Annotated in this window: 24 protein-coding genes; 12 read left to right on the top strand and 12 right to left on the bottom strand. The window is 63.3% G+C overall.

What is annotated here, in order from left to right; all coding sequences use genetic code 11:
• Window positions 1–28 precede the first annotated feature (28 nt).
• Genes metG through mazG form a run of 5 tightly spaced genes read left to right on the top strand, consistent with a single transcriptional unit; the run spans window position 29 to window position 4567 of the window.
• Window positions 29–1594 (top strand): methionine--tRNA ligase, encoded by a 1566-nt coding sequence (gene metG, locus DKB74_RS04660; RefSeq protein WP_109806886.1) that lies wholly within the window; start codon window positions 29–31, stop codon window positions 1592–1594.
• Window positions 1591–2370 carry a TatD family hydrolase gene (locus DKB74_RS04655; RefSeq protein ID WP_109806885.1) on the top strand — a complete coding sequence of 260 codons (780 nt, stop codon included), beginning with the start codon at window positions 1591–1593 and terminating at the stop codon, window positions 2368–2370. The genes metG and DKB74_RS04655 overlap by 4 nt, the downstream gene beginning before the upstream one ends.
• The gene (locus tag DKB74_RS04650) at window positions 2367–3134 is read left to right on the top strand and encodes an MBL fold metallo-hydrolase (protein WP_109806884.1); all 768 of its coding nucleotides are present in this window, start codon (window positions 2367–2369) and stop codon (window positions 3132–3134) included. Before DKB74_RS04655 ends, DKB74_RS04650 begins: the two co-directional genes overlap by 4 nt.
• Window positions 3131–3748: a retropepsin-like aspartic protease family protein gene (locus tag DKB74_RS04645; RefSeq protein WP_109806883.1), complete on the top strand. Its 618-nt coding sequence runs from the start codon at window positions 3131–3133 to the stop codon at window positions 3746–3748. Before DKB74_RS04650 ends, DKB74_RS04645 begins: the two co-directional genes overlap by 4 nt.
• 36 nt (window positions 3749–3784) lie before the next feature.
• On the top strand, window positions 3785–4567 hold the full coding sequence (mazG, locus tag DKB74_RS04640; RefSeq protein ID WP_109806882.1) for a nucleoside triphosphate pyrophosphohydrolase: 783 nt from the start codon (window positions 3785–3787) through the stop codon (window positions 4565–4567).
• Here mazG and DKB74_RS04635 read toward each other — a convergent pair.
• The 8 genes from DKB74_RS04635 to dusB all read right to left on the bottom strand — a co-directional run bounded on the left by DKB74_RS04635 (window position 4564) and on the right by dusB (window position 14195).
• Window positions 4564–4998: a hypothetical protein gene (locus DKB74_RS04635; protein ID WP_109806881.1), complete on the bottom strand. Its 435-nt coding sequence runs from the start codon at window positions 4996–4998 to the stop codon at window positions 4564–4566. The two genes, mazG and DKB74_RS04635, sit on opposite strands and share 4 nt — an antisense overlap.
• A 20-nt stretch (window positions 4999–5018) precedes the next feature.
• The gene (hflX, locus tag DKB74_RS04630) at window positions 5019–6308 is read right to left on the bottom strand and encodes a GTPase HflX (protein ID WP_109806880.1); all 1290 of its coding nucleotides are present in this window, start codon (window positions 6306–6308) and stop codon (window positions 5019–5021) included.
• Window positions 6305–6817, bottom strand: coding sequence for an RNA chaperone Hfq (gene hfq / locus DKB74_RS04625; protein WP_275658158.1), 513 nt, complete (start codon window positions 6815–6817; stop codon window positions 6305–6307). Before hfq ends, hflX begins: the two co-directional genes overlap by 4 nt.
• 130 nt (window positions 6818–6947) lie before the next feature.
• Entirely contained in the window at window positions 6948–8333 is a 1386-nt protein-coding gene (gene ntrX, locus DKB74_RS04620; RefSeq protein ID WP_109806878.1) for a nitrogen assimilation response regulator NtrX, read from the bottom strand.
• Window positions 8330–10588, bottom strand: coding sequence for a sensor histidine kinase NtrY-like (locus DKB74_RS04615; RefSeq protein ID WP_109806877.1), 2259 nt, complete (start codon window positions 10586–10588; stop codon window positions 8330–8332). Before DKB74_RS04615 ends, ntrX begins: the two co-directional genes overlap by 4 nt.
• Window positions 10589–10708: 120 nt before the next feature.
• Window positions 10709–12127: a nitrogen regulation protein NR(I) gene (gene ntrC / locus DKB74_RS04610; protein WP_109806876.1), complete on the bottom strand. Its 1419-nt coding sequence runs from the start codon at window positions 12125–12127 to the stop codon at window positions 10709–10711.
• Entirely contained in the window at window positions 12124–13191 is a 1068-nt protein-coding gene (locus DKB74_RS04605; protein ID WP_109807126.1) for a two-component system sensor histidine kinase NtrB, read from the bottom strand. The genes ntrC and DKB74_RS04605 overlap by 4 nt, the downstream gene beginning before the upstream one ends.
• A 5-nt stretch (window positions 13192–13196) precedes the next feature.
• A complete protein-coding gene (gene dusB, locus DKB74_RS04600; protein ID WP_109806875.1) occupies window positions 13197–14195 on the bottom strand; it encodes a tRNA dihydrouridine synthase DusB in 999 nt (332 codons plus the stop codon).
• Window positions 14196–14279: 84 nt separating this feature from the next.
• On the opposite strand from dusB, the gene DKB74_RS04595 reads away from it, so the two are divergent.
• From DKB74_RS04595 to DKB74_RS04585, 3 genes are read left to right on the top strand one after another with little or no spacing between them, the layout of a single operon-like run.
• Window positions 14280–15437, top strand: a complete 1158-nt coding sequence (locus DKB74_RS04595) for a bifunctional 2-C-methyl-D-erythritol 4-phosphate cytidylyltransferase/2-C-methyl-D-erythritol 2,4-cyclodiphosphate synthase (RefSeq protein WP_109806874.1) — start codon at window positions 14280–14282, stop codon at window positions 15435–15437.
• Window positions 15434–16072: a hypothetical protein gene (locus DKB74_RS04590; RefSeq protein WP_109806873.1), complete on the top strand. Its 639-nt coding sequence runs from the start codon at window positions 15434–15436 to the stop codon at window positions 16070–16072. The genes DKB74_RS04595 and DKB74_RS04590 overlap by 4 nt, the downstream gene beginning before the upstream one ends.
• Window positions 16072–16620 carry a CinA family protein gene (locus DKB74_RS04585; RefSeq protein ID WP_109806872.1) on the top strand — a complete coding sequence of 183 codons (549 nt, stop codon included), beginning with the start codon at window positions 16072–16074 and terminating at the stop codon, window positions 16618–16620. Before DKB74_RS04590 ends, DKB74_RS04585 begins: the two co-directional genes overlap by 1 nt.
• Here DKB74_RS04585 and DKB74_RS04580 read toward each other — a convergent pair.
• Window positions 16533–17042 (bottom strand): type II toxin-antitoxin system RatA family toxin, encoded by a 510-nt coding sequence (locus DKB74_RS04580; protein WP_109806871.1) that lies wholly within the window; start codon window positions 17040–17042, stop codon window positions 16533–16535. The genes DKB74_RS04585 and DKB74_RS04580 overlap by 88 nt on opposite strands.
• Window positions 17043–17068: 26 nt before the next feature.
• Window positions 17069–17995: a lipoyl synthase gene (lipA, locus tag DKB74_RS04575; protein ID WP_109806870.1), complete on the bottom strand. Its 927-nt coding sequence runs from the start codon at window positions 17993–17995 to the stop codon at window positions 17069–17071.
• 73 nt (window positions 17996–18068) lie between these two features.
• Between lipA and DKB74_RS04570 the strand changes: the two genes are divergently transcribed.
• Window positions 18069–18698: a carbonic anhydrase gene (locus DKB74_RS04570; RefSeq protein ID WP_109806869.1), complete on the top strand. Its 630-nt coding sequence runs from the start codon at window positions 18069–18071 to the stop codon at window positions 18696–18698.
• Window positions 18699–18701: 3 nt separating this feature from the next.
• Here the strand turns inward: DKB74_RS04570 and DKB74_RS04565 are convergent, their stop codons facing one another.
• Both DKB74_RS04565 and DKB74_RS04560 read right to left on the bottom strand, forming a co-directional pair.
• Window positions 18702–19481 (bottom strand): polyphosphate kinase 2 family protein, encoded by a 780-nt coding sequence (locus DKB74_RS04565; protein ID WP_109806868.1) that lies wholly within the window; start codon window positions 19479–19481, stop codon window positions 18702–18704.
• A 50-nt stretch (window positions 19482–19531) separates the two neighbouring features.
• Window positions 19532–20395, bottom strand: coding sequence for an MBL fold metallo-hydrolase (locus DKB74_RS04560; RefSeq protein WP_109806867.1), 864 nt, complete (start codon window positions 20393–20395; stop codon window positions 19532–19534).
• Between the two features lie 66 nt (window positions 20396–20461).
• Between DKB74_RS04560 and DKB74_RS04555 the strand changes: the two genes are divergently transcribed.
• Genes DKB74_RS04555 through DKB74_RS04545 form a run of 3 tightly spaced genes read left to right on the top strand, consistent with a single transcriptional unit; the run spans window position 20462 to window position 22099 of the window.
• Complete coding sequence (locus tag DKB74_RS04555) at window positions 20462–20788, top strand: ArsR/SmtB family transcription factor (RefSeq protein WP_109806866.1); 327 nt, start codon at window positions 20462–20464, stop codon at window positions 20786–20788.
• Window positions 20785–21318, top strand: coding sequence for a rhodanese family protein (locus DKB74_RS04550; protein ID WP_109806865.1), 534 nt, complete (start codon window positions 20785–20787; stop codon window positions 21316–21318). Before DKB74_RS04555 ends, DKB74_RS04550 begins: the two co-directional genes overlap by 4 nt.
• A gap of 4 nt (window positions 21319–21322) precedes the next feature.
• Complete coding sequence (locus tag DKB74_RS04545; RefSeq protein WP_109806864.1) at window positions 21323–22099, top strand: sulfite exporter TauE/SafE family protein; 777 nt, start codon at window positions 21323–21325, stop codon at window positions 22097–22099.
• Window positions 22100–22104: the final 5 nt, after the last annotated feature.

The following is a 22104-nucleotide window of genomic DNA, read 5'->3' as shown; positions in this document are numbered from 1 at the left end:
GCGCCAAATTGGCACTAAGTCGCGGCGCATGGGAAAGCCTTATTATATCACCACTGCGATCCATTATCCCAATGGGCGGCCGCATATCGGCCATGCCTATGAGATGATTGCGGCCGACGCGATCGCGCGGTTCCAGCGCCAGGCGGGGCGCGACGTGCGGTTTCAGACCGGCACCGACGAACATGGCCTGAAAATGGTCCAGACCGCGCGCGGCCGCGATATGGAAGTGCGCGCGCTTGCCGACGAAATGTCGGGATATTTCCGTGACATGTCGGACAAGCTCGATATTTCGTGCGACCGCTTCATCCGCACGGTCGAACCCGAACATTATGCCGCCAGTCAGGCGATCTGGAAGGCGATGGCGGATGCCGGCGACCTGTATCTCGATCGCTATGAAGGCTGGTATTCGGTTCGCGACGAAGCTTTTTACGAGGAAAAGGAACTCACCGACGGGGAAGGGGGGCAGAAGCTGTCGCCGCAAGGAACCCCTGTCGAATGGACTGCCGAGGAAACCTGGTTCTTCCGCCTTTCCAGATATCAGCAGCCCTTGCTCGATTTCTTCGCCGCCAATCCCGATTTCATCCGTCCCGAAAGCCGCCGCAACGAGATTCTGCGCTTTGTCGAGGGCGGGCTTGCCGATCTGTCGGTCAGCCGCACCAGTTTCGACTGGGGCGTGCCGGTCCCGGGCAGCCCGGGACATGTCATGTATGTCTGGGTCGACGCGCTGACCAATTACATCACCGGAGTCGGGTACCCCGACGACGCGGTGATGTTCGAAAAATACTGGCCGGCGGACCTGCATCTGATCGGCAAGGACATTGTCCGGTTCCACACCGTATATTGGCCTGCATTTTTGATGTCGGCGAAGCTGCCGCTGCCCAAACAGGTGTTCGGGCACGGCTTCCTGCTCAATCGCGGCGAGAAAATGTCGAAATCGACCGGCAATGTCGTCGATCCGATGGCGCTGGCCGAGCTCTATGGCGTCGATACGCTGCGCTATTTCCTGCTGCGCGACGTCAGCTTCGGGCAGGACGGGACGTTCAGCGACGAAGCGATCGTCACGCGGGCCAATGCCGATCTGGCCAACAGCTTCGGCAATCTGGCGCAGCGGACGCTGACTCAGATCTTCAAGAATTGCGGTGCGTCTCCGCCGCAGATTCACGGCCATGATGCCGCCGACGAGGCCTTGTTCGAAACCGTGGGCAAGGCGGTGCGCGAAACCGTGCCTGCCGCGTTCGAAAGCCTCGCGCTGCATCAGGCGACCGAAGCATGGGTGCAGGCGGTGTTTGCCTGCAACGCCTATATCGACGAACAGGCGCCCTGGGCGCTGCGCAAAACCGATCCGCAGCGGATGGAGACGGTGCTCGCGACGCTCTATATCTGCATCGCCCAGCTGGCGGTGTCGATCCTGCCGGTGATCCCGAAAAACGCTGCCACGCTGCTCGATCGCATGGGCATCGCGCCTGAGCTGCGCACGCCGGAGGCCATCGGATCGCATTGGTATTCGCCGCTCGCCGAAAGCGATTTCCGGCTCGAACAGCCCACCCCGTTGTTCCCGCGGCTCGAGCTCAAAACCGAAGAGGAATCGGCATGAAGCTGGCCGACAGCCATTGCCATCTGAATTACAAGGGCCTGTTCGAACAACAAGGCGATGTGCTGGCGCGCGCGCGGGAGAGCGGCGTTGCGGCGATGCTCAATATTTCCACGCGCGAAAGCGAATGGGATGATATCATCGCCACCGCCGAGCGCGAAAGCGACGTCTGGGCAACGGTCGGCATCCATCCGCATGAGGCCGATACCCATCCCGATGTCGATACCGCCAAGCTGGTCGCCAAGGCCGCGCATCCGCGCGTGGTCGGTATCGGCGAAAGCGGGCTCGATTATTATTATGATCACAGCGACCGCGATCGCCAGCGCGCCAGTTTCCGCGCGCATCTTGCCGCGAGCCGCGAAACGCAGCTGCCGATCGTCGTCCACACACGCGATGCCGAAGCGGACACCGCCGACATCCTGCGCGAGGAAGTGGGGAAGGGGGCCCTTCCCGGCGTGATCCATTGTTTCACCGCCAGCGGTGAATTTGCCGACATCGCGCTCGATCTGGGCTTCTACATCTCGATCTCGGGGATCGTGACGTTCAAGAATGCGAAGGATCTGCAGGAAACCGCCGTGCGACTGCCGCGCGAACGGCTGCTGGTTGAAACCGATGCGCCGTTCCTCGCGCCGGTGCCGCATCGCGGCAAGACTGGCGAGCCGGCATTTGTGGCGGATACCTGCCGTTTTCTGGCGCAATTGCGCGGTGAGGATGCGGACGCGCTGGCGGACGTGACGCGCGAGAATTTCCACCGGCTGTTCGCCAAGACGCGCGCGTGAAGATCCGCATCCTCGGCTCGGGCACATCGTCTGGCGTGCCGCGGATCGGAAATGACTGGGGTGCGTGCGATCCAACCGAACCCAGGAACCGGCGGACCCGCGCGTCGGTGCTGGTTTCGACCGACACGACGCGTATCCTGATCGATACCAGCCCCGATATGCGCGAACAGCTGCTCACCGCAGAGGTCGACAATGTCGATGCGGTCATCTGGACCCACGACCATGCGGATCATTGTCACGGGATCGACGATCTGAGGCAGGTGATGCATGCGCGCGGCGGCGAGCCTGTGCGCGGTCTGGCGCGCCCATGGACGCTGGAGCAATTGCGGACGCGCTTCGAATATATCTTCAGGGGGAGAGCAGGCTATCCGCCGGTGGTCGCCGGGGAAATGCTTCCCGACGCGATCACGATCGGCGACATCAACGTGCGCGTGGTCGATCAACCGCATGGCGGGATAACTTCGGCGGGTTTCCGCTTTGAAAGCGGCGGCGTATCGATAGGATATTCTACTGATTTCAATGACTTGACAGATAAAATGCAGTCTGTATATCAAGGAATGGATTATTGGGTGGTCGATGCGCTTCGGCGCCGCCCGCACCCGACGCATCCGCACCTTGCGCATACGCTGCAATGGATTGCGGCGTGCAATATCGGTGAAGCCGCGCTGATCCACATGGATAACTCGATGGACTATGCTAGCCTCGCCGCCGAACTGCCGGCGGGCGTGGTCCCGGGCTATGACGGGATGGAGATCGCTTTTTGAACGGCTTCGGCCCGAATACGATTTGGCTTGTCGTGGTTCTCGTCGCGATCGCCGGCACCTTGGCGTCGCGCCGTTTGTCGTTGGCCACCTGGCTCCGCGGCATTTTGGGTTGGGCGGCAATCGCGCTTGTCGTGTTGCTGCTGGTGTCTCACCGCTATCAGATCCAGAATTTCTTTGCGGCCATCGGCGACCGACTGGGAATTTCCAGCCAGCAGGTTGTGGGCGATGCCGTTCGCATTCGCATGTCGCCAGACGGCCATTTCTATGCGCGGGTCACGCTGAATGGCATCAGCAGAATGATGTTGATCGACAGCGGCGCGACCACAACGGCGCTGTCCGAAGCGACTGCGCAGGCCGCCGGAATCACGCCCGACAGCGACTTTCCCGTGCTGTTGTCGACTGCCAACGGAACCGTGCTGGCAAAGCATGGGACGGTGGAGAAATTGGCGATCGGATCGCTACGCACGGACAATCTGGGTGTGGTGGTGGCATCCAATTTCGGCGATCTGGATGTGCTGGGCATGAACTTTCTGTCCCGGCTCGGCTCCTGGCGCGTAGAGGGACAGACGTTGATCCTCGAACCACCAGCCGTGGCTGACACCAGCTCGATTTAACATAATGTATATTATCGTTCTAGCGGATATCCCGAAATGAGTGACTGGAGCCTCCCCCCCGGCATCGGACGCGGCGATATCGCCCGCCTCGTGGCGATCATGGCGCGGCTGCGCGATCCCGAACGCGGATGCGAATGGGATACCGTCCAGACATTCGAGACGATCGCGCCCTATACGATCGAAGAAGCTTATGAAGTCGCCGACGCCATCGCGCGCAGCGACATGGCCGAATTGCGCGACGAGCTTGGCGACCTGCTGCTCCAGGTCGTGTTCCATGCGCGCATGGCCGAGGAATCCGGCACGTTTGCGCTGCCCGACGTCATCGCTGCGATCAGCGACAAGATGGAGCGCCGCCATCCGCATATCTTTGGCGATGCCGAAAATGGCGGCCATCACCTGTGGGAACAAATCAAGGCCGAAGAGCGGGGGGAGAAGGGTGATAACAGCGCCCTGGCGGGAGTGGCGCTTTCCCTCCCTGCCCTGTTACGCGCGGAAAAGTTACAGAAACGTGCATCGCGCGTCGGGTTTGACTGGCCCGATGCCGATGGTGCGCGTGCCAAGGTGATCGAGGAAATCGCCGAAGTCGATGCGGCCACCGATGCGGCGCATCGCGAAGAGGAAATCGGCGACTTGCTGTTCGCAGTGGTCAATTGGGCGCGTAAACAGGGTATCGAGCCCGAAGCGGCGCTGCGCGCGGCCAATGCCAAGTTCGAACGGCGCTTTCGGGCAATGGAGGATGTTGCCGGCGACGGCTTCGCCGATCTCGATCTCGATGCGATGGAGCGGCTCTGGCAGGATGCCAAGGCCGCCGGCGCCTAACGCATGCGCAACAGGACGTGCCGGCGCAGCGCCACGGCATCGTAATAGGCATTGTGCGGCACTTCGCTGGCCGCAGCCGCATCGAAACCGCTGCTTTGGAGCAATTCGAACCGAAGCGGCGGCGTAACCAGCCGACGCCCCGGCCCGGTGACGGTCAGGCACAGGACATGCGCCAGATCCTCCGGCCAGTCGGCCACCAGGATCGGCTCCGGGTCGTTTGCGAGATAGGCGCCGAACCGTTCGGACAATTGCTCGCGCGGGATCGGATCGGTGCGCAGCGAAGGGATGACATTTTCGCGCACCCATTGGGTGGGCGCATCACATGCCAGCGCAGCGTAAAATGGTGCCATATCCTCGGCTTCCGGGACCAGCGCGATCGAGATCAGTTCGCCCAGAAAGCCGTTGAATTCGGTATCGACGAAATAGCGCAAGCTGCCCCTTTCCGAAATTGTCAGGTCCGCGACAGAAACCGTTCATGGTCGCGCGGCGCCATGCGCACTTCGTACAGGGCATCCCCCTCGTCCATCCAATGTTCCAGCACTTCGCCATGCTGATGCAGCCAGGCGGCGCCCGCACCATCGGCGGGGTCGAGGCGAACGACATAGCGGCGATGGCCGGTGGTCAGCCGTTCGGCCATGGCGCGGCGCAGCGCGTCGACGCCCTCCCCCGTCACAGCCGATACCGTCATCAGATCTTCGCGACCCTCGGCTTCGGCGAGCAGTTCCGCGCGGCGCTCTTCGTCGAGCAGGTCGATCTTGTTCCACGCTTCGATCCGCGGCGTCGTTTCGTCGACGCCGATTTCGGACAGGACTTTCTCGACATCGGCGCGCTGCGCTTCGCTGTCTGGATGCGAAATGTCGCGGACATGAATCAGCAGATCGGCCGAAACCACTTCTTCCAGCGTCGCCTTGAACGCCGCGACGAGTTGCGTCGGCAGTTCGGAGACGAAACCGACGGTGTCCGACAGGATCGCCTTGTCGATGCCGGGCAGCGAAATCTGGCGCAGCGTAGGGTCGAGCGTCGCGAAGAGCAGGTTTTCCGCCATGACGTCGGCACCTGTCAGGCGATTGAAAAGCGTCGATTTTCCGGCATTGGTATAGCCGACCAGCGCGATCACGGGCCAGGGCGCACGCTGGCGCCGGTCGCGCTGCAGCGTGCGGGTGCGGCTGACCTGATCGAGCTCGCGGCGCAAACGCGCCATGCGATCGCGGATCAGCCGCCGATCGGCTTCGATCTGGGTTTCGCCGGGTCCGCCCAGAAAGCCGAAGCCGCCACGCTGGCGCTCAAGGTGAGTCCAGCTGCGTACCAGCCGCCCCGCCTGATAATCGAGATGCGCGAGTTCGACCTGCAGCCGCCCCTCGGCAGTGCGTGCGCGTTCGCCGAAAATCTCAAGTATCAGCCCGGTACGGTCGATCACCTTGCAGCCGAGCGCGCTTTCCAGATTGCGTTGCTGGATCGGCGTCAGCGCCGCGTCGAACACGGCAAGTTGCAATTCGTGATCGCGCACCGTTTCGGCGAGCATTTCGACCTGGCCCGAGCCGATCAGTGTCCCCGGCTTTGGCTGGCGGATACGGAATGCAGTGCGTTCGGCCACGTCGATCCCGATCGCGGCGGCGAGACCGGCAGTCTCCTCCAGCCGCGCATCGGCATCGCGTGCCGATCCACCGATATCGGGATAGACGACGACGGCACGCGCGCCGCGTGCGAAATCATCGGCGTCGCGATCGAATCCGGTACTCAATCGTCGTCCGAGCTGTTCGTCTCTTCGGCGAGATTCAGCGGATGGGCCGGCTGGATCGTCGAAACGGCGTGCTTGTAGACGAGTTGCGCCATGCCTTCGCGCTGAAGCAGCATGCAGAACAGGTCAAAACCCGCAATCTGGCCCTGCAGCATCACGCCATTGACCAGGAACATCGTGACATTTTCCTGCGCCTTGCGGATCGCATTGAGGAAAATTTCCTGCAAAACCGGGTTCTTAGACTGATGTTCTCCCACCGCTTCCAAAAGCGCGGGCAGGTCCATCGCACCGGCGGGCATGATGGTGGAAATCGCATGCTTGTAGATCAGCTGGGACTGGCCGTCGCGGCGCAGCAGCACCGAGAAATTGTCGAACCAGGTGACGATGCCCTGAAGCTTGACGCCCTTGACCAGAAACATGGTCACCGGAGTCTTCGATCGGCGCAGGGAATTCAAAAACAGGTCCTGAAGCGAAGTCTGCTTTTCTGCCATGCCGCGTTTTCCTTCTGTTATTGGCGGGATTTGTCCCGCTGTGCGCCGGTTCCCGGCGTCGGATCGTCACGCCATTCGCGACGGACGGGTTGCAATCTAGGGTGCCCCGGGCCGCCCGTCCAGCACCGGCAATTGCGGTGCACCGATCGGGTCAGTTCCGGTCCTCGCGCGTCTCGGTAATGCCCAGCAGCTTGAGCTTGCGATGGAGTGCCGAACGCTCCATCCCGATAAAGTTCGCCGTCCGCGAGATATTTCCCGAAAAACGGCGGATCTGGATGCGCAGATATTCGCGTTCGAATGTCTCGCGTGCTTCCTTGAGCGGCGATCCCATGATCGCATTGGTGCCCATGCCGCCTTCCGACTGGTTGCTGGTGCCGAGCACTTCGGGCGGAAGCAGATCGAGGTCGATGCGACCGATCCGGTCCCCGGGCGCCAGGATAACCGTGCGTTCGACCACATTGCGCAGCTGGCGGACGTTGCCGGGCCATTCATAGCTTTGCAGCGCGACCAGCGCGTCGGAAGCGATTTCGGGCGTCGGCACGCGGCGTTCGCGCGCATAATGCGCGACGAAATGTTCGACCAGCACGGGAATATCCTCGCGCCGTTCGGCCAGCGCCGGAATGGTGACCGGCACGACATTGAGCCGATAATAGAGATCCTCGCGGAAATTCCCCGCCGCGATTTCGCCCATCAGATCGCGCGACGTCGCGGAAACGACCCGGACATCCACTTTCACGGTCCGCTGGCCACCGATCCGCGAGAAGCTCTGATCGGTCAGCACGCGCAGAATGCGCGCCTGGGTCGCGACCGGCATGTCGGCGATTTCGTCGAGGAACAAGGTGCCGCCATGCGCCTGTTCGAGCAGGCCGGGGCGCACCAGATCGCCGCCCTCTTCCACACCGAACAATTCCTCTTCGACACGTTCGGGGGTCATGCGCGCGGCGCTGGCGATGATGAACGGCGCGCCGGCGCGCTGGCTCCACCCGTGGAGCAGCCGCGCCGCCACCTCCTTGCCGGTTCCCGGCCCGCCATTGATCAGCACGCGGCTTCCCGTCGACGCCACTCGTTTCAGAGTCGCGCGAACGGTGTTGATCGCACTCGAATTTCCGGTCAGGTCCGCTTCGAACCCCACCGTTGCGCGCAGCGAAGCGACTTCGCGGCGCAGCCGTTCGGTCTCCGTCGCGCGCTCGACCATCAGCAGCAGCCGCTCGGCCTCGAACGGCTTTTCGATGAAATCGGATGCGCCCCGCCGGATCGCCGCCACTGCGGTGTCGAGATTGCCGTGCCCCGAAATCACAAGCACCGGGATCGAAGGATCGCGCCGCTTGATCTCGTCGAGCAGATCCAGCCCATCGAGCTTCGATCCCTGCAACCAAACATCGAGCAGAACCAGCGACGGGCGCCGCTCGGCAATGGCTTCGAGCGCGGCAGTGCTGTCGGCGGCGCCGCGCGTCTGATAGCCTTCATCTTCGAGCACGCCGGAGACCAGCTCGCGAATGTCGCGTTCGTCGTCGACGACGAGGATGTCGAGTGTCATGAGCGTCCACTTTCATTGCGGGTAAGCGCGACGGGACGGGGTTCATTCCCCTTCCCGTCTTCTTCACTCGCTTCGGTCGCGAGATGCGACAAAAGCGTGGTATCGAAGACCATGCGCACCACCGTGCCGCCCTGAGGCCGGTCGGCGAAGGCGATCGTGCCGAAATGTTCTTCGATGATCTTCTTGACGATCGCGAGGCCAAGCCCGGTGCCGCGGCTGCGCGTCGTCATATAGGGTTCGACGATCCGGTCGCGTTCGACCGGCAGGCCAATCCCGTTGTCGGCGACTTCGACAAGGAGCGAATGCCCCTCGCCCGCCGCGACGGTCATGCGGATCTCGCCCGGTTCGGCATTTTCCTCGCGCGCCTCGACTGCCTCGACGGCGTTCTTGACCACATTGGTCAGCGCCTGGCCGATCTGGCGACGGTCGCAGACGAACGCCGGCAGATCCTCTTCGGCTTCGACATGGAAACGGATGCCCGGATGCGCGACTTCGTGGAGGAACATCGCCTGACGCGCGATATCGAGCAGTGATTCTTCGCGGAAAACCGGTTTGGGCATCCGCGCGAAGGAGGAAAATTCGTCGACCATCCGGCGCAGATCGCCGACCTGACGGACAATCGTGTCGGTCAGCCGGGCAAAGGTCCCCTCATCCTCTTCCAGCTTGCGGCCATAGCGGCGCTGGAGCCGTTCGGCGGCGAGCTGAATGGGCGTCAGCGGATTCTTGATCTCGTGCGCGATGCGCCGGGCGACGTCGGACCATGCGGCGCGCCGTTGATCGAGCAATTGCTGGGTAATGTCGTCGAAAGTCAGCACCTGACCGCTTTCATCGCGCGTGACCTTGACCGCGAGCGTGCGCGCCTCGCCGCCGGTGGTCATCTGAACGATCGCCTCGCGGTCGCCGCTGTCGAGCAGGGTGTCGAGTTCCGGAGCGACGTCGGCAAGCGCATGTCCCACCGGCTCGGTCTCGCCGATATGCAGCAGGATGCGCGCGGAATCGTTGATCAGCTGAATGCGCCGGTCGGGACCGATCGAAACGACGCCGGCGGTCACGCCCGACATCACCGCTTCGATCAGCGCGCGGCGGCTTTCGAGCTGAAGGTTGGCGTCGACCAGCGCCGATGTCTGTTCCTGCAACCGCTCGGTCATGCTGTTGAACGCAACGCCCAGCGTATCGATTTCGTCCCTCGCCGCCGAAACGGGGACGCGCGCGCTCAGATCGCCTTCGGCAACGCTGCCTGCGGCATCGACCAGCCTGTCGATCGGGCGCACGAGCCGGTCGGCAACGGCCAGCGCGATCAGCATGGTAAAGCCGACGATCAGCAGCGCGACGACGAACAAGGCGGCATTGAACTGCATCTGCACGCCGCGTGCCCGCGCCTGAATCGCTTCATATTCGCGCGTGATCGATTCGGCGGAAACCAGCTGCTTGTTCAGGAACTCGGCATTCACGCTGGTCCCGGCGTAGAGATAGAGATTGGGCACCTTCGGCACCTTGGCCACGACCCAGATGGTGTCGGCGGTCAGATAGACGTCGGGCGTTGAATCGACCGTCAGCGTATCGAGCAGCGACGGATCGACGCGTTGGAGAAACGCCGCCTCTTCGGGCGGATTGAACAGATAGAGGACGCGCAGCTTCTTGCCGGGTTCATAGGTGAACAGCACCGATTGCTCGAGATTGCGGAAATAGGTCTGCTGATCGAAAAACGACTGGAATTCCGCCGAATCGGTGGGAACACGGGGATAATATTTGGCGATATCCAGCGTAATCTGGCGCGCCTCCCCGCCCCAGCGCTGGGCGATCAGATTCTGCCCTTCCTTGGCCAGGCTGATGGCATCGTCGATTGCATTCGCCGCACGGCCGGTCAGCCAGAATTGCGTGTTCGAATGGAACATCGTCGACGCCGCGATCACGGTCAGGATGATCGGCACGCTGGCGATTACCGAAAAAAGCGCGACCAGCCGGACATGGAGCCTTCCGCCCCCGGCGACCGATGACTTGGCGGCCCGATGCTTGGCAATGCGGCGACCGATCAGCACGATCAGCGCGACGAGCGGCACGAGATTGCCGAGCAGCAACAGCGCGCTGATGGCCGGTCCCACGACCTGGCCCGCGGCATCCGCGCGCGTGATCACCATATAGGTGACGACGCCCATCACGAGCGCGAGGATCAGAACTCCGAGTTCAACTGCCGCCGTTACGCCGAAGCGCTTTCGCCGGGGAGATGTCACTCCAGGGTCCACAACAGGCTCCATCGTTGCTTGGTTACAACAGGAGCGTTGCCCGGAAAACACATAAATTCGGCGGCAGAGGACATGATGTGGCAATTTGCCGATGAGCCGAAAGCCCCGGCAGGGATTGGCGGAACGGCAGTCTTATCGAAGATCGATGTCGAGCACTTCGATCCGTTTGCGCAACGTGTTGCGATTGATCCCGAGCGCCCGCGCGGCGCGCAGCTGGTTTCCGCCATGCTGTGCCAGCATTGCTTCGATCAGCGGGCGTTCGACCTCTCCGATGATCCGATCGTACAACGAACCATCCTCAAGCGTCGCAGGCTCTTCGACGGCAAGCCGGGCAAGCCGGGCGCGAATTGCGGCCTCGATCCCCTCATCGCCCGATGCGGCGGGGATCAGCCCCCCCTCGCCCAGCGCATCGCGGATATCGCTCGAACCGATCAGCGAATCGCGGCTGAGCGCCGCGAGCCGCCGCATCAGATTTTCCAGCTCGCGGACATTGCCCGGCCAGTCATAGGCCTCGAGCAACGCCACTGCCTCATCGCTCAATTGCTTGCGCGGCAGCCCGTCTTCGGCCGCGCGTTCCAGGAAATGATGCGCGAGCAGCGCGATGTCCTGACGCCGTTCGCGCAGCGACGGCAGTGCCACGGGCACGACATTGAGCCGGTAGAAGAGATCTTCGCGAAACTGGTTGGCAGTCACCAGTTGGGCCAGATCCTTGTTGGTCGCGGCGACGATGCGGACATTGGCACGGATCGTCCGCGCCCCGCCCACCGTCGTGAACTCGCCCGATTGCAGCACGCGCAGCAGCCGCGTCTGCGCCTCCATCGGCATGTCGCCGATCTCGTCGAGGAACAGCGTGCCGCCTTCGGCCTGTTCGAACTTGCCTGCCACGCGCGCCTGCGCACCGGTAAAGGCGCCGCGTTCGTGCCCGAACAGCTCGGCTTCGATCAGTTCGCGCGGGATCGCCGCCATGTTGAGCGCCACGAACGGCGCCCGGCGGCGCGATCCCAGATCGTGAATGGCGCGAGCGACCAGTTCCTTGCCGGTGCCCGATTCGCCCGAGATCAGGACGGTCAGGTCGTTCGAAACGACGCGCGCGATGACGCGATAGACTTCCTGCATCGCCGGCGAACGGCCGATCAAAGGCGAGGAAGCGGCTTCATCGGTGTCGGGCTGCGCTGCGGGTGCCCGCCGCCGCCGTTCGAGCGCTCCGGCCACCGATTGCGCCAGCGTGTTTAGGTCGAACGGCTTGGGCAGATAATCAAATGCGCCGACTTCGGTCGCGCGCACCGCGGTGGTCAGCGTGTTGCGCGCGGAAAAGACAATCACCGGCAGGTCGGGATATTGCGCGATCAGCGGCCCGACCATGTCGAGGCCGTTGCCGTCGGGCAGCACGACGTCGGTCACCAGCACATCGGGAACACCGTGTTCCAGTTCGCGCCGCAATTCCGCCAGGCTGGCCGCAGACCGGACATGATGGCCCTCACGCTTCAGCGCCTGGGCCACGACGGTGCGGATCGCATTGTCGTCATCGACGATCAGGATGTTTCCGCTCATTGGGTTGCCCTTGCCAGCAGCAGGCGAAAACTCGTCACGCCCTCCTCATGCGCATATTGAACGATGCCGCCCATGTCGCGAACCAGCTTGTCGACCAGCGGCAGGCCAAGCCCCTTCCCTTCCGGTTTGCCCGAAACAAACGGTTCGAACAGATGGTCGGCGATATCCTCCGGCGCGCCCGGACCATTGTCGGACACGACAATCTCGATCGGCAGCGGGCGCCGGACCTGCCGCGGACCGCTGCTCACCGACATGCCGTGGCGATAGGCGGCGGAAAGCGTGATCCGGGGCTCGGGCGTATCGACCAGCGCCTCGGCGGCGTTCTTGAGCAGGTTGAGCAGAATCTGAAGAAACGCGTCGCGATCGATCATCGCCGGGGGCAGCGAAGGATCGAATCGTTCCTCCAGCTGGATATCGCGCGCAAATCCGGTCAGCGCCAGCCGGCTGGCATGTTCGAGCAGCGGATAGACATTGGTCGATTCGAGCTTCATCGGCCGCGTGTCGGTGAAATCCTGCATCAGATCGATCAGCGCAGTGATGCGATCGACTTCGGTGGTGATCAGCCGGGTAAGCTCCGGGCTTTCCTCCGCGCCGCCTTCCAGAAGCTGCGCGGCGCCGCGAATGCCCGAAAGCGGATTCTTGATCTCATGCGCCAGCATGGCCGCCGCGCCGATCGCGGCACGTGCGCCGGCGCTGCGTTCGACGCCATGGGTGCGACGTGCGGTCGGCGCGTGGTGGAGCGTCAGGATGCGCCAGCCCGGATTGTCGGCAATCATCGATTCCAGATAATCGACGCGCAGGCGCGGGCCGCGTACCACGCGCACTTCGGTATCGAATGCCGCAAAGCCATGGCCGCTGCGGCGCGACACATCATCTGCGGGCGGCGTCAATATGCTGTGCAGCCGTTGCCCGATCATCGACTTTTCGGAATGGTTGAGCAGCAGCTCGCACGCCGCATTGGCGTGGACGACCCGCTCTTCGGGATCGAGAATCAGTACCGCGACCGGCATCGCGGCGAACAGCTCGGCAAAGGACGGTCCGGCAATCGGCGCGTCCTGCGGCATGGGCGCTACGCCGCTTCGCGCGATCGCCACGGGGCGTAATATTCGTCGAGCATCGCGAGCACGCGCGTTGCGTCGGGTTCCTGATTGACCTTGTTGCGAAACTCTGCCGAGCCGTGCAGGCCGCGTGTGTACCATCCGATATGCTTGCGCATCATATTGACGCCGACCTGCTCTCCATAATGTGAGAGCGTTTCGGTATAATGGCGAATAATCACCTGATATTGTTCATCAATTGTCGGATCTTCGCGTTCCTGACCGAGGCACAGCGCATCCATCACCTGACGCAGCAGCCAGGGACGGCCATAGGCACCCCGCCCGATCATCACACCGTCGGCGCCCGATTGCGCCAGCGCCTCGCGCGCATCGGCGACCGAGCAGATATCGCCATTGACGATGACGGGAATCGAGACCGCGTCCTTCACCTTGCGCACGAAGGTCCAGTCGGCGGAGCCGCGATACATCTGATTGCGGGTACGGCCGTGGACGGTCACCATCCTGACGCCCAGATCCTCGGCAATCCGCGCGAGTTCGGGTGCGTTGAGGCTGTCATGACACCAGCCCATCCGCATCTTGAGCGTGACAGGAACCGACACTGCCTCCACCGTCGCCTTCACGATCGCGGCGGCATGTTTCAGGTCGCGCATCAGCGCCGACCCGGCATCGCCATTGGTAACCTTGCGGACCGGGCAGCCCATATTGATGTCGATGATCGCGGCGCCGCGATCCTCATTGAGCCTGGCCGCCTCTCCCATTTCATGCGGGGTGCAGCCGACCAGCTGCATCGACACCGGTTCCTCGATCGGATCCCATGCCGCCTTGATCACCGACTGGCGCGTTTCGCGGATCGCGGCGGCGCTGGCGATCATCTCGGTCACGTTGAGGCCCGAGCCGAACCGGCGCACCGCGCGGCGGAACGGCAGGTCGGTCACGCCGGTCATCGGCGCGAGCAATACCGGCGCGTCGATCCGCACATCGCCGATCTGGATGGGAGCAAGTGTCGTCATGGTCTGCCTGAAAAATAGGCAAGGGCCGCTACCGGTACAAGCGATGATTGGCAAGTTGTCCGCACGCGTCTAGGGCGCATCGCCATGGGACGCACCGTTGCGATCATCGTTGCCGCCGGAACGGGTTCGCGTATGGGCGGCAGCCCCAAGCAATATCGCCTGCTCGCCGGCAGGCCAGTGGTGGCGCACAGCCATGCCGCGCTCGCCGCGCATCCGGCAGTGGATTCGATATTGCTGGTGATCGGCGCAGGGCAGGAATCGGCCTTGCAGGCCGCGCTTGGCGACATTGCCTTTGTCATTGGCGGTGCGAACCGTCGCGAATCGGTGCGCAACGGACTGGAATATATTGCTGCGCAGGGCGGCGCGGATCGCGTGCTGATCCATGACGCGGCGCGCCCGATCATTCCAGCGCAGGTGATCGATGGATTGCTGGCGGCGCTCGAATCGGCGCCGGGCGCGATCCCGACGCTTCCGGTCGCCGATACGCTGGCCGGCTACGCTGGCACGGGCACATTGGGCGATATCGTCGATCGCACCGCGCTGGTGCGCGTCCAGACACCTCAGGCGTTCCGCTTCGATGCCATTCTTGCGGCGCATCGCGGCTGGCCCGAAGATCGCGAGGCGACCGACGATGCGCAGATGTTGCGCCTTGGCGGCGGCGAAGTCGCGCTGATCCCCGGAGACACGCTGTTGGAGAAAATCACGCATCCCGACGATCTGGCGCTTGCCCAAGCGCGGCTGGGCAGCGCGATGATCTCGCGCAGCGCCACCGGCTTCGACGTCCATCGCTATGCCAAAGGCAAGCCGCTGTGGCTGGGCGGGGTCGAAATCCCCTCTCCGCTCGGCCTTTCGGGGCATAGCGATGCCGACGTGCTGCTCCATGCCATCACCGACGCGCTGCTCGGCACCATCGGCGAAGGCGATATCGGACTCCATTTCCCGCCAGGCGACCCGCAATGGGCCGGCGCCGCCTCTTCCCGGTTTCTGGAGCACGCGGCCGCGCTGATCCGGGAACGTGGGGGCATCATCGATTTCGTCGACGCGACGATCATCTGCGAGACGCCGAAGATCGGCCCGCATCGTCAGGCGATCCGCGAAAGCGTCGCGGCGCTGTTGCGGCTCCCTCCCGAGCAGATTAGCATCAAGGCCACGACAACGGAGCGTCTGGGTTTTACCGGACGGGGCGAAGGCATGGCGGCACAGGCGATTGCCACCGTCAGGCTAACTGGGAGCGGCGCATGAAGTTGAAGCGTTTTGCAACTGCGGGGGCCGGCTGGCTCGCGCTTATGGGTACCGCGGCACATGCGCAGGCGGTGACCGAAGCGACCAAACCGTGCCTGACGCCCGTGGAAATTCAGGCCAGTCTTCAGATGGCGCTGCCCGGCGTGTTGCGCGCGGTCAGCGAAGCCTGCAAGCCCAAGCTGTCGGGCACCTCCTTCTTCGCGACCGGCGGCGATGCGATGATCGCGGGGTATGATGCTGCCGGTGAAGCGGCCAGCCCGGTCGCGCTGGCGGCGATCGAGCGGCTCAGCGCCGAATCGGACGAGCTGAACCTGCCCGAATCGATCGACCCTTCGATGCTTTCGGTGATGCTGGGTGCGATTCTGGGACCGGTGCTTGCCGAAAAGCTCGATCCGGAAGCCTGCAACTATATCGATCGTGCCATCGGCCAGCTGGCACCGCTTCCGCCGGAAAATCTCGCCGGTCTGTTCGCCGTCGGTCTTGAAGGGGTCATGGTCGCCGAACAGCGCAAGGCCGAAAAGGCCGCTGCGGAGGCAGCCGAAGCCGCAGCGAACGGTGAAGCGACCGAAGACGAAGAATCCGATGACAGCGGCATTCCCTTTACGGTCTGCACTGCAGATACGGCAGCAAAGTAATGGATACAGTGTTGCCCGCGGAACTGGTCGATGCCGCACGCAAGGTGGTGGACGCCAATCGCGCCTGCGGGCGCACCATCACGGTTGCGGAAAGCTGCACCGGGGGGCTGGTCGCGGCGGCGCTGACCGAAATCCCCGGCTCTTCCGAGGTGCTCGAATGCTCGTTCGTCAGCTATTCGAACGAAGCCAAGATGGAGGTGCTGAAAGTCAGCCAGGACGTGCTGGAGACTTTCGGATCGGTTTCGATCGCAGTGGCATGGAGCATGGCACAGGGCGCGCTGGAAAAGAGCCATGCCAATGTCGCGGTCGCGATCACCGGCGTTGCCGGACCGGCGGGCGGCACTGAGAAAAAGCCTGTCGGGACAGTCGTCTTCGCGCGCGCCGAACGCGGCGCCGATCCCACCGATGTCATTGCCGATTCGCGCCGTTTCGACAATGAAGGGCGCGGTTCGATCCGGCTTCAGGCGGCGTTGTGCGCGCTCGAACTGTTGCTGCCGCCCGACGACCCCGAACCCGAGGAAGCCGAACCGGAATCGTCGCCGGAGTAAAGCGCTTCGGCGCGCTCCTCGAACGCCGTGATCATCTTGCGCAGCGCCCGGTCGAAAACCTGACCGGCGAGCATTTCGAACACCCGGTTCTTGAACGCGAAGTCGACGCAGAAATCGACGATGCAGCCCCCCTGCCCGTCGGGCCGGAATTTCCAGTCATTGTGCAGGAATTTGAGCGGCCCTTCGATATATTCGACATGAATCGAATCGGGGCGATGCTTCGATACTTTCGACGTGAAGGTCTCGCGCAGGCTTTTGAACCCCACGACCATATCCGCCACCATCATCGTATCGCTGTTCGAACGGACGCGAATCGCCGACACCCACGGCAGGAACTGGGGATAGGAACCCACATCCGCCACCAGATCGAACATCTGTTCGGGGGTGTAGGGAAGATGGCGCTGCTCGGTATGTTTGGGCATTGTCTGTCGTTCGGCGCGGGTTCCGGTCAGCTCGCTGCGCGCGCCAGCTTGGCGTCGCGTGCGGCCTTCATCTTCGCGAAATCGTCGCCCGCATGATAGCTCGAGCGCGTCAGTGGTGACGAAGCGACCAGCAGGAAGCCCTTGGCGCGCGCCACGGCCGCATAGGCATCGAAACCCTGCGGGGGCACGAATTCCTGCACCTTGGCATGTTTGGGCGTCGGCTGAAGATACTGGCCCATCGTCAGGAAATCGATGTCGGCCGAACGCATGTCGTCCATCACCTGATGCACTTCGAGCCGTTCTTCGCCCAGACCCAGCATGATGCCCGATTTGGTGAAGATCGACGGATCGAGCTTCTTCACGGTTTCCAGCAGCCGCAACGACGCATAATAGCGCGCACCGGGGCGGATCATCGGATAGTTGCGCGGCACCGTTTCAAGATTGTGATTGAACACGTCGGGGCGCGCGTCGACGATCATTTCCAGCGCGCGTTCATGCTTGTTGCGGAAATCGGGCGTCAGGATTTCGATCGTCGTGTTCGGTGCCTGATCGCGCAGCGCCCGGATAACCTTCACGAACTGCATCGCGCCGCCATCGGGCAGGTCGTCGCGATCGACCGAGGTGATGACGATATGTTCGAGGCCCATCTGGATCGCGACATCGGCAACATGCTGCGGCTCCATCGGATCGACGGCGCGCGGCATGCCGGTCTTGACGTTGCAGAAGGCGCAGGCGCGCGTGCAGGTATCGCCCAGGATCATCACCGTGGCGTGCTTTTTCGACCAGCATTCGCCCATGTTCGGGCATGCCGCTTCCTCGCACACCGTCGCCAGATTCTTCGCGCGCATGAGCTTGCGCGTTTCGGCGACCATTTCGGAAGTCGGCGCCTTGACGCGGATCCAGTCGGGTTTGCGTTGACGCTCGGGCCGGGGCAGCGGGCTGATTTCGTTCATGCGCGCGAGATAGCGATGGCTTGCCCCGGACACAACACGCGCTAGTTAGGCAACCGAAACCTAGGGGAAGATAATGACCGATTTCGCTGATCTGATCGCAGGATATCACCGTTTTCGGGAAACCGGCTGGAAGCGCGAACGCTCGCGGTGGGAAGATCTGGTGGGCGGACAAAACCCGAAGGTGATGGTGATCGCCTGTTCGGACAGCCGAGTCGACCCCGCGCAGATATTCGACACCACGGCGGGAGAGATTTTCGTCGTGCGCAATGTCGCCAATCTGGTCCCGCCGTTCGAAACCGGTGGCGGACGCCACGGCGTTTCGGCGGCGCTGGAGTTCGCGGTGACGCAGCTGGAAGTCGCGGAAATCGTCGTGATGGGGCATGGCAAATGCGGCGGCGTGCATGCGGCGCTGACCCAGAGCTTCGACGGCAGCGCGCCGGGCGAAGGCGGGTTCATCGATCATTGGGTCGACCTGCTCGACGAAGCGCGCGAGCGGGTTGTCGCCGAACATGGCGATGGCCCGGAAGCGACGCGGGCGCTGGAGCTGGAGACGGTTCGCGTCTCGATCGCCAATCTGCGCACCTTTCCCTTTGTCCCCGCACGCGAGAAAGCCGGCAAGCTTAGGCTCCAGGGCGCTTATTTCGCGATCGCCGACGGCATGCTGCACGTGATGGACGACAAGGGCGAATTCGCACCTGCCTGACGGTTAATCCCAGTCGCCCAGTGCGGCGCGGGCAACCTTGACGACTTCGGGAGGAAGTTCAGGGGGCTGCATCGGTACGCACGCTTCCAGCCGGTCTGCGATCGCGGTCAGCGCCGCGATGCGCGCGGCCTTTTTGTTGTTGCCGTCGATCACGATCCACGGCGCCTTTTCGGTGTCGGTGCGCGCGAACATTTCGGCATAGGCATCAAGATAATCCGCCCGGCGGGCGCGATTGCGGAAATCGTCGAGCCCGGTCTTCCAGCGCTTCCACGGATGCGAAAGCCGGTCGCGCAACCGCGCGTCCTGTTCCTCCTGCGTCACATGCACGAAAATCTTGATCAGCGTCGTGCCGGTGTCGATCTGCTGCGCTTCGAACGCATTGATTTCGTCATAGCCGCGACGCCATTCCGCCTCGCTGGCATAGCCTTCGACTCGCTCGACCGCCACGCGCCCGTACCAGGTCCGATCGAATACCGAGATATTGTGGAGCGGCGGCAGGCGTTGCCAGAAGCGCCAGAGGAAATGATGCGCCTTTTCCTCGGGCGTGGGCGCGCCGATCGGCCATACTTCGAAATAGCGCGGATCCCATTGCGCGGTCAGTCGGCGGATGATGCCGCCCTTCCCCGCCGCGTCCCATCCTTCGAACGCGATGATCGCGCGCCGCCGGTGGACGATATGGGCATATTGGATATGTGCGAGCCGTTTCTGGAGCGTTTCCAGTGCCTCGCGGTAATCGCCCTTGAAATGCTTGCCGGATTCATAGTCCGAAAGATCTGTCGCCATGCGTCCTCCGTCATGCATGCTAGCACGGCGAAGGGCGCATGGCAGCAGGATCAGGCCGCCCGGGTCACCGGAATGCGCAGGAAGACATGGCCTTCCGGGCTTTCGGGCGGCAGCGCGCCGGCGCGGATATTGACCTGAAGCGACGGGAGCAGCAGTCGCGGCGCCGCGAGCGTTGCGTCGCGCGCTTCGCGCATCGCGACGAAATCGGCTTCGCTCACGCCTTCGTGCGCATGGACATTGGCGGCGCGCTCCTCGGCCACGGTCGTTTCCCAACGATAGTCGCTGCGGTCGGCGGGCAGATAATCATGCCCGACGAAAATCCGGGTTTCCGGCGGCAGTGCCAGAATCTTGCGGATCGACCGATAGAGTGTCGCAGCGTCGCCTCCCGGAAAATCGGCACGCGCGGTGCCATAATCCGGCATGAACAGCGTATCGCCGACAAAGGCCGCATCGCCGATCAGATAAGTGACACAGGCGGGCGTGTGGCCGGGCGTGTGCAAGATGCCGATGTCGAGCTCGCCAAAGGGCAGCGTGTCCCCTTCGCACATCAATATGTCGAATACCGTCCCGTCAGTCGCGACGTCTTCGGCTTCGAACACCGGCGCGAAGGTTTTCTGAACCTTGGTGATGTTGGCCCCGATCACGATCTTCGCCCCGGTACGGGCACGGATATGATCGGCCGCCGACAGATGATCGGCATGGGCATGGGTTTCGAGCACATAGAGCAGTTTCAGCCCCTGTTCCTCCACCGCCGCCAGCATTGCGTCGGCACTGGTCGTGGCGAGCTTGCCGCCGCCCGGTTCGAAATCGAGCACGGGATCGATGACCGCAGCCGCCCCGGTGACCGGATCGGAAACCAGATAGCTGGCGGTGTTGGTCGCGTGATCGAAGAAAGTCTGGATTTCAGGTTTCATGACATTGCCTCCTGACGCAGTACATAAGCACTTGCTAAATTAGAATCAACTGATATATAACGAGGCATGTTGAACACTGCGAATCTGGACATCGCTCAGTTTCAGGCCAATGCGAGCGAAGCGGCAAAGCTGCTGCGGGCGCTGGCCAACGAACGTCGGCTGATGATCCTGTGCCAGCTTGCGGACGGCGAACGATCGGTCGGCGAATTGCTGCCCAAGGTCGGATTGTCGCAATCCGCGCTTTCCCAGCATCTCGCGAAACTGCGCGAGGAAGGGATCGTCGCCACGCGTCGCGAGGCGCAGACGATCTGGTACCGGATCAAGGACCCCGCCGCGGTGAAGCTGGTGATGACGCTCGCGGATATCTTTTGCCCCTTGGAGTCGGACCAATGACGAAACTGATACCTCTGAAGCCTGCCGAAGCGGCGCGTCGGATCGAGACCGGCGATGCGATCCTGATCGACATTCGCGAAGCGGACGAATTCGCGCGCCGTCATGTGCCGGGCGCCCTCTCCCGCCCCATTTCCGCATTTGAAGAAGCGCATCTGCGCGTCGAGGCGGGCAAGGACGTGATTTTCACCTGCCGGACCGGAAACCGTACTGCGGCGAACTGCATCCGGCTGGAAAACAGCGTGGCGGGGGATTCCTATGTGCTCGACGGCGGTGTCGATGCGTGGGAGGCGGCGGGACTGCCCGTCGCCGAGAACCGCAAGGCGCCGCTGGAAATCATGCGACAGGTTCAGATCGCTGCCGGGCTGCTGGTGCTGACCGGCGTGGTGCTGGGGCTTGTCGTGGCCCCGGGTTTCTTCGCGCTTTCGGCATTTATCGGCGCGGGTCTGACCTTTGCCGGCGTCAGCGGCTGGTGCGGCATGGCCAAACTGCTGGCATTGATGCCGTGGAACCGCCCGGCAGCGGCGGCCTGATCCGATGGACCCGCTCTGGACCTATGGCGCCGCCGCGCTGAGCGGCGCGGTGGTCGCGATGCTGCTCGCGCTGTTCGGCGGCGGCGGGTCGGTACTGGCGACGCCGCTGCTGCTCTATTTCGTCGGCGTGCGCGATCCGCATGTCGCGATCGGCACATCGGCGGCCGCCGTCGCCGTGAATGCGGCGATGGGCCTGACGGCGCAGGCACGCGCGGGTCGCGTCAAATGGCCGTGCGCGCTCGTATTCGGCGGAGCGGGTCTGGCGGGCACGCTGACCGGCGCACACATCGCCAAACAAGTCGACGGACAGGCGCTTATTCTGTGGTTCGCGCTGGCGATGGCGCTGGTCGGCCTGTCGATGCTGCGCAAGCCGCGTAGCGAAGGCGATCCGGGCGTCCATATCGATCCGTCGCGAACGATGCGGCTGGCGCCGATCGGACTGATTACGGGGCTTGCCGCCGGCTTCTTCGGCATCGGCGGCGGATTTCTGATCGTGCCGGGCCTGATGGCGGCAACGGGCATGACACTGGCGCATGCTGCGGCGTCATCGCTCGTATCGGTCACGCTGTTCGGCGCAGCCACCAGCGCAAGCTATGCTGCGTCGGGTCTGGTCGACTGGCCGGTGTTCCTGGCACTGATCGCGGGCGGCGCGGCGGGCGCAATTGGCGGAGCGCGTTTGTCGCCGCTGTTCGCGGCACGCGCCCCGATGGCGCGCAAGGCGTTCGCGGCGATGATCCTCGTCACCGCCGCCTATGTCGCCTGGCGCGCCTCAGCGGGCTGACCGCA

Origin of the sequence: Stakelama portus (assembly GCF_003171655.1) — a bacterium.
Lineage (GTDB): Bacteria > Pseudomonadota > Alphaproteobacteria > Sphingomonadales > Sphingomonadaceae > Sphingomonas > Sphingomonas portus.
The sequence above is the reverse complement of the archived record's forward strand: the minus strand, read 5'-3'. Positions and strand labels throughout refer to the sequence as shown.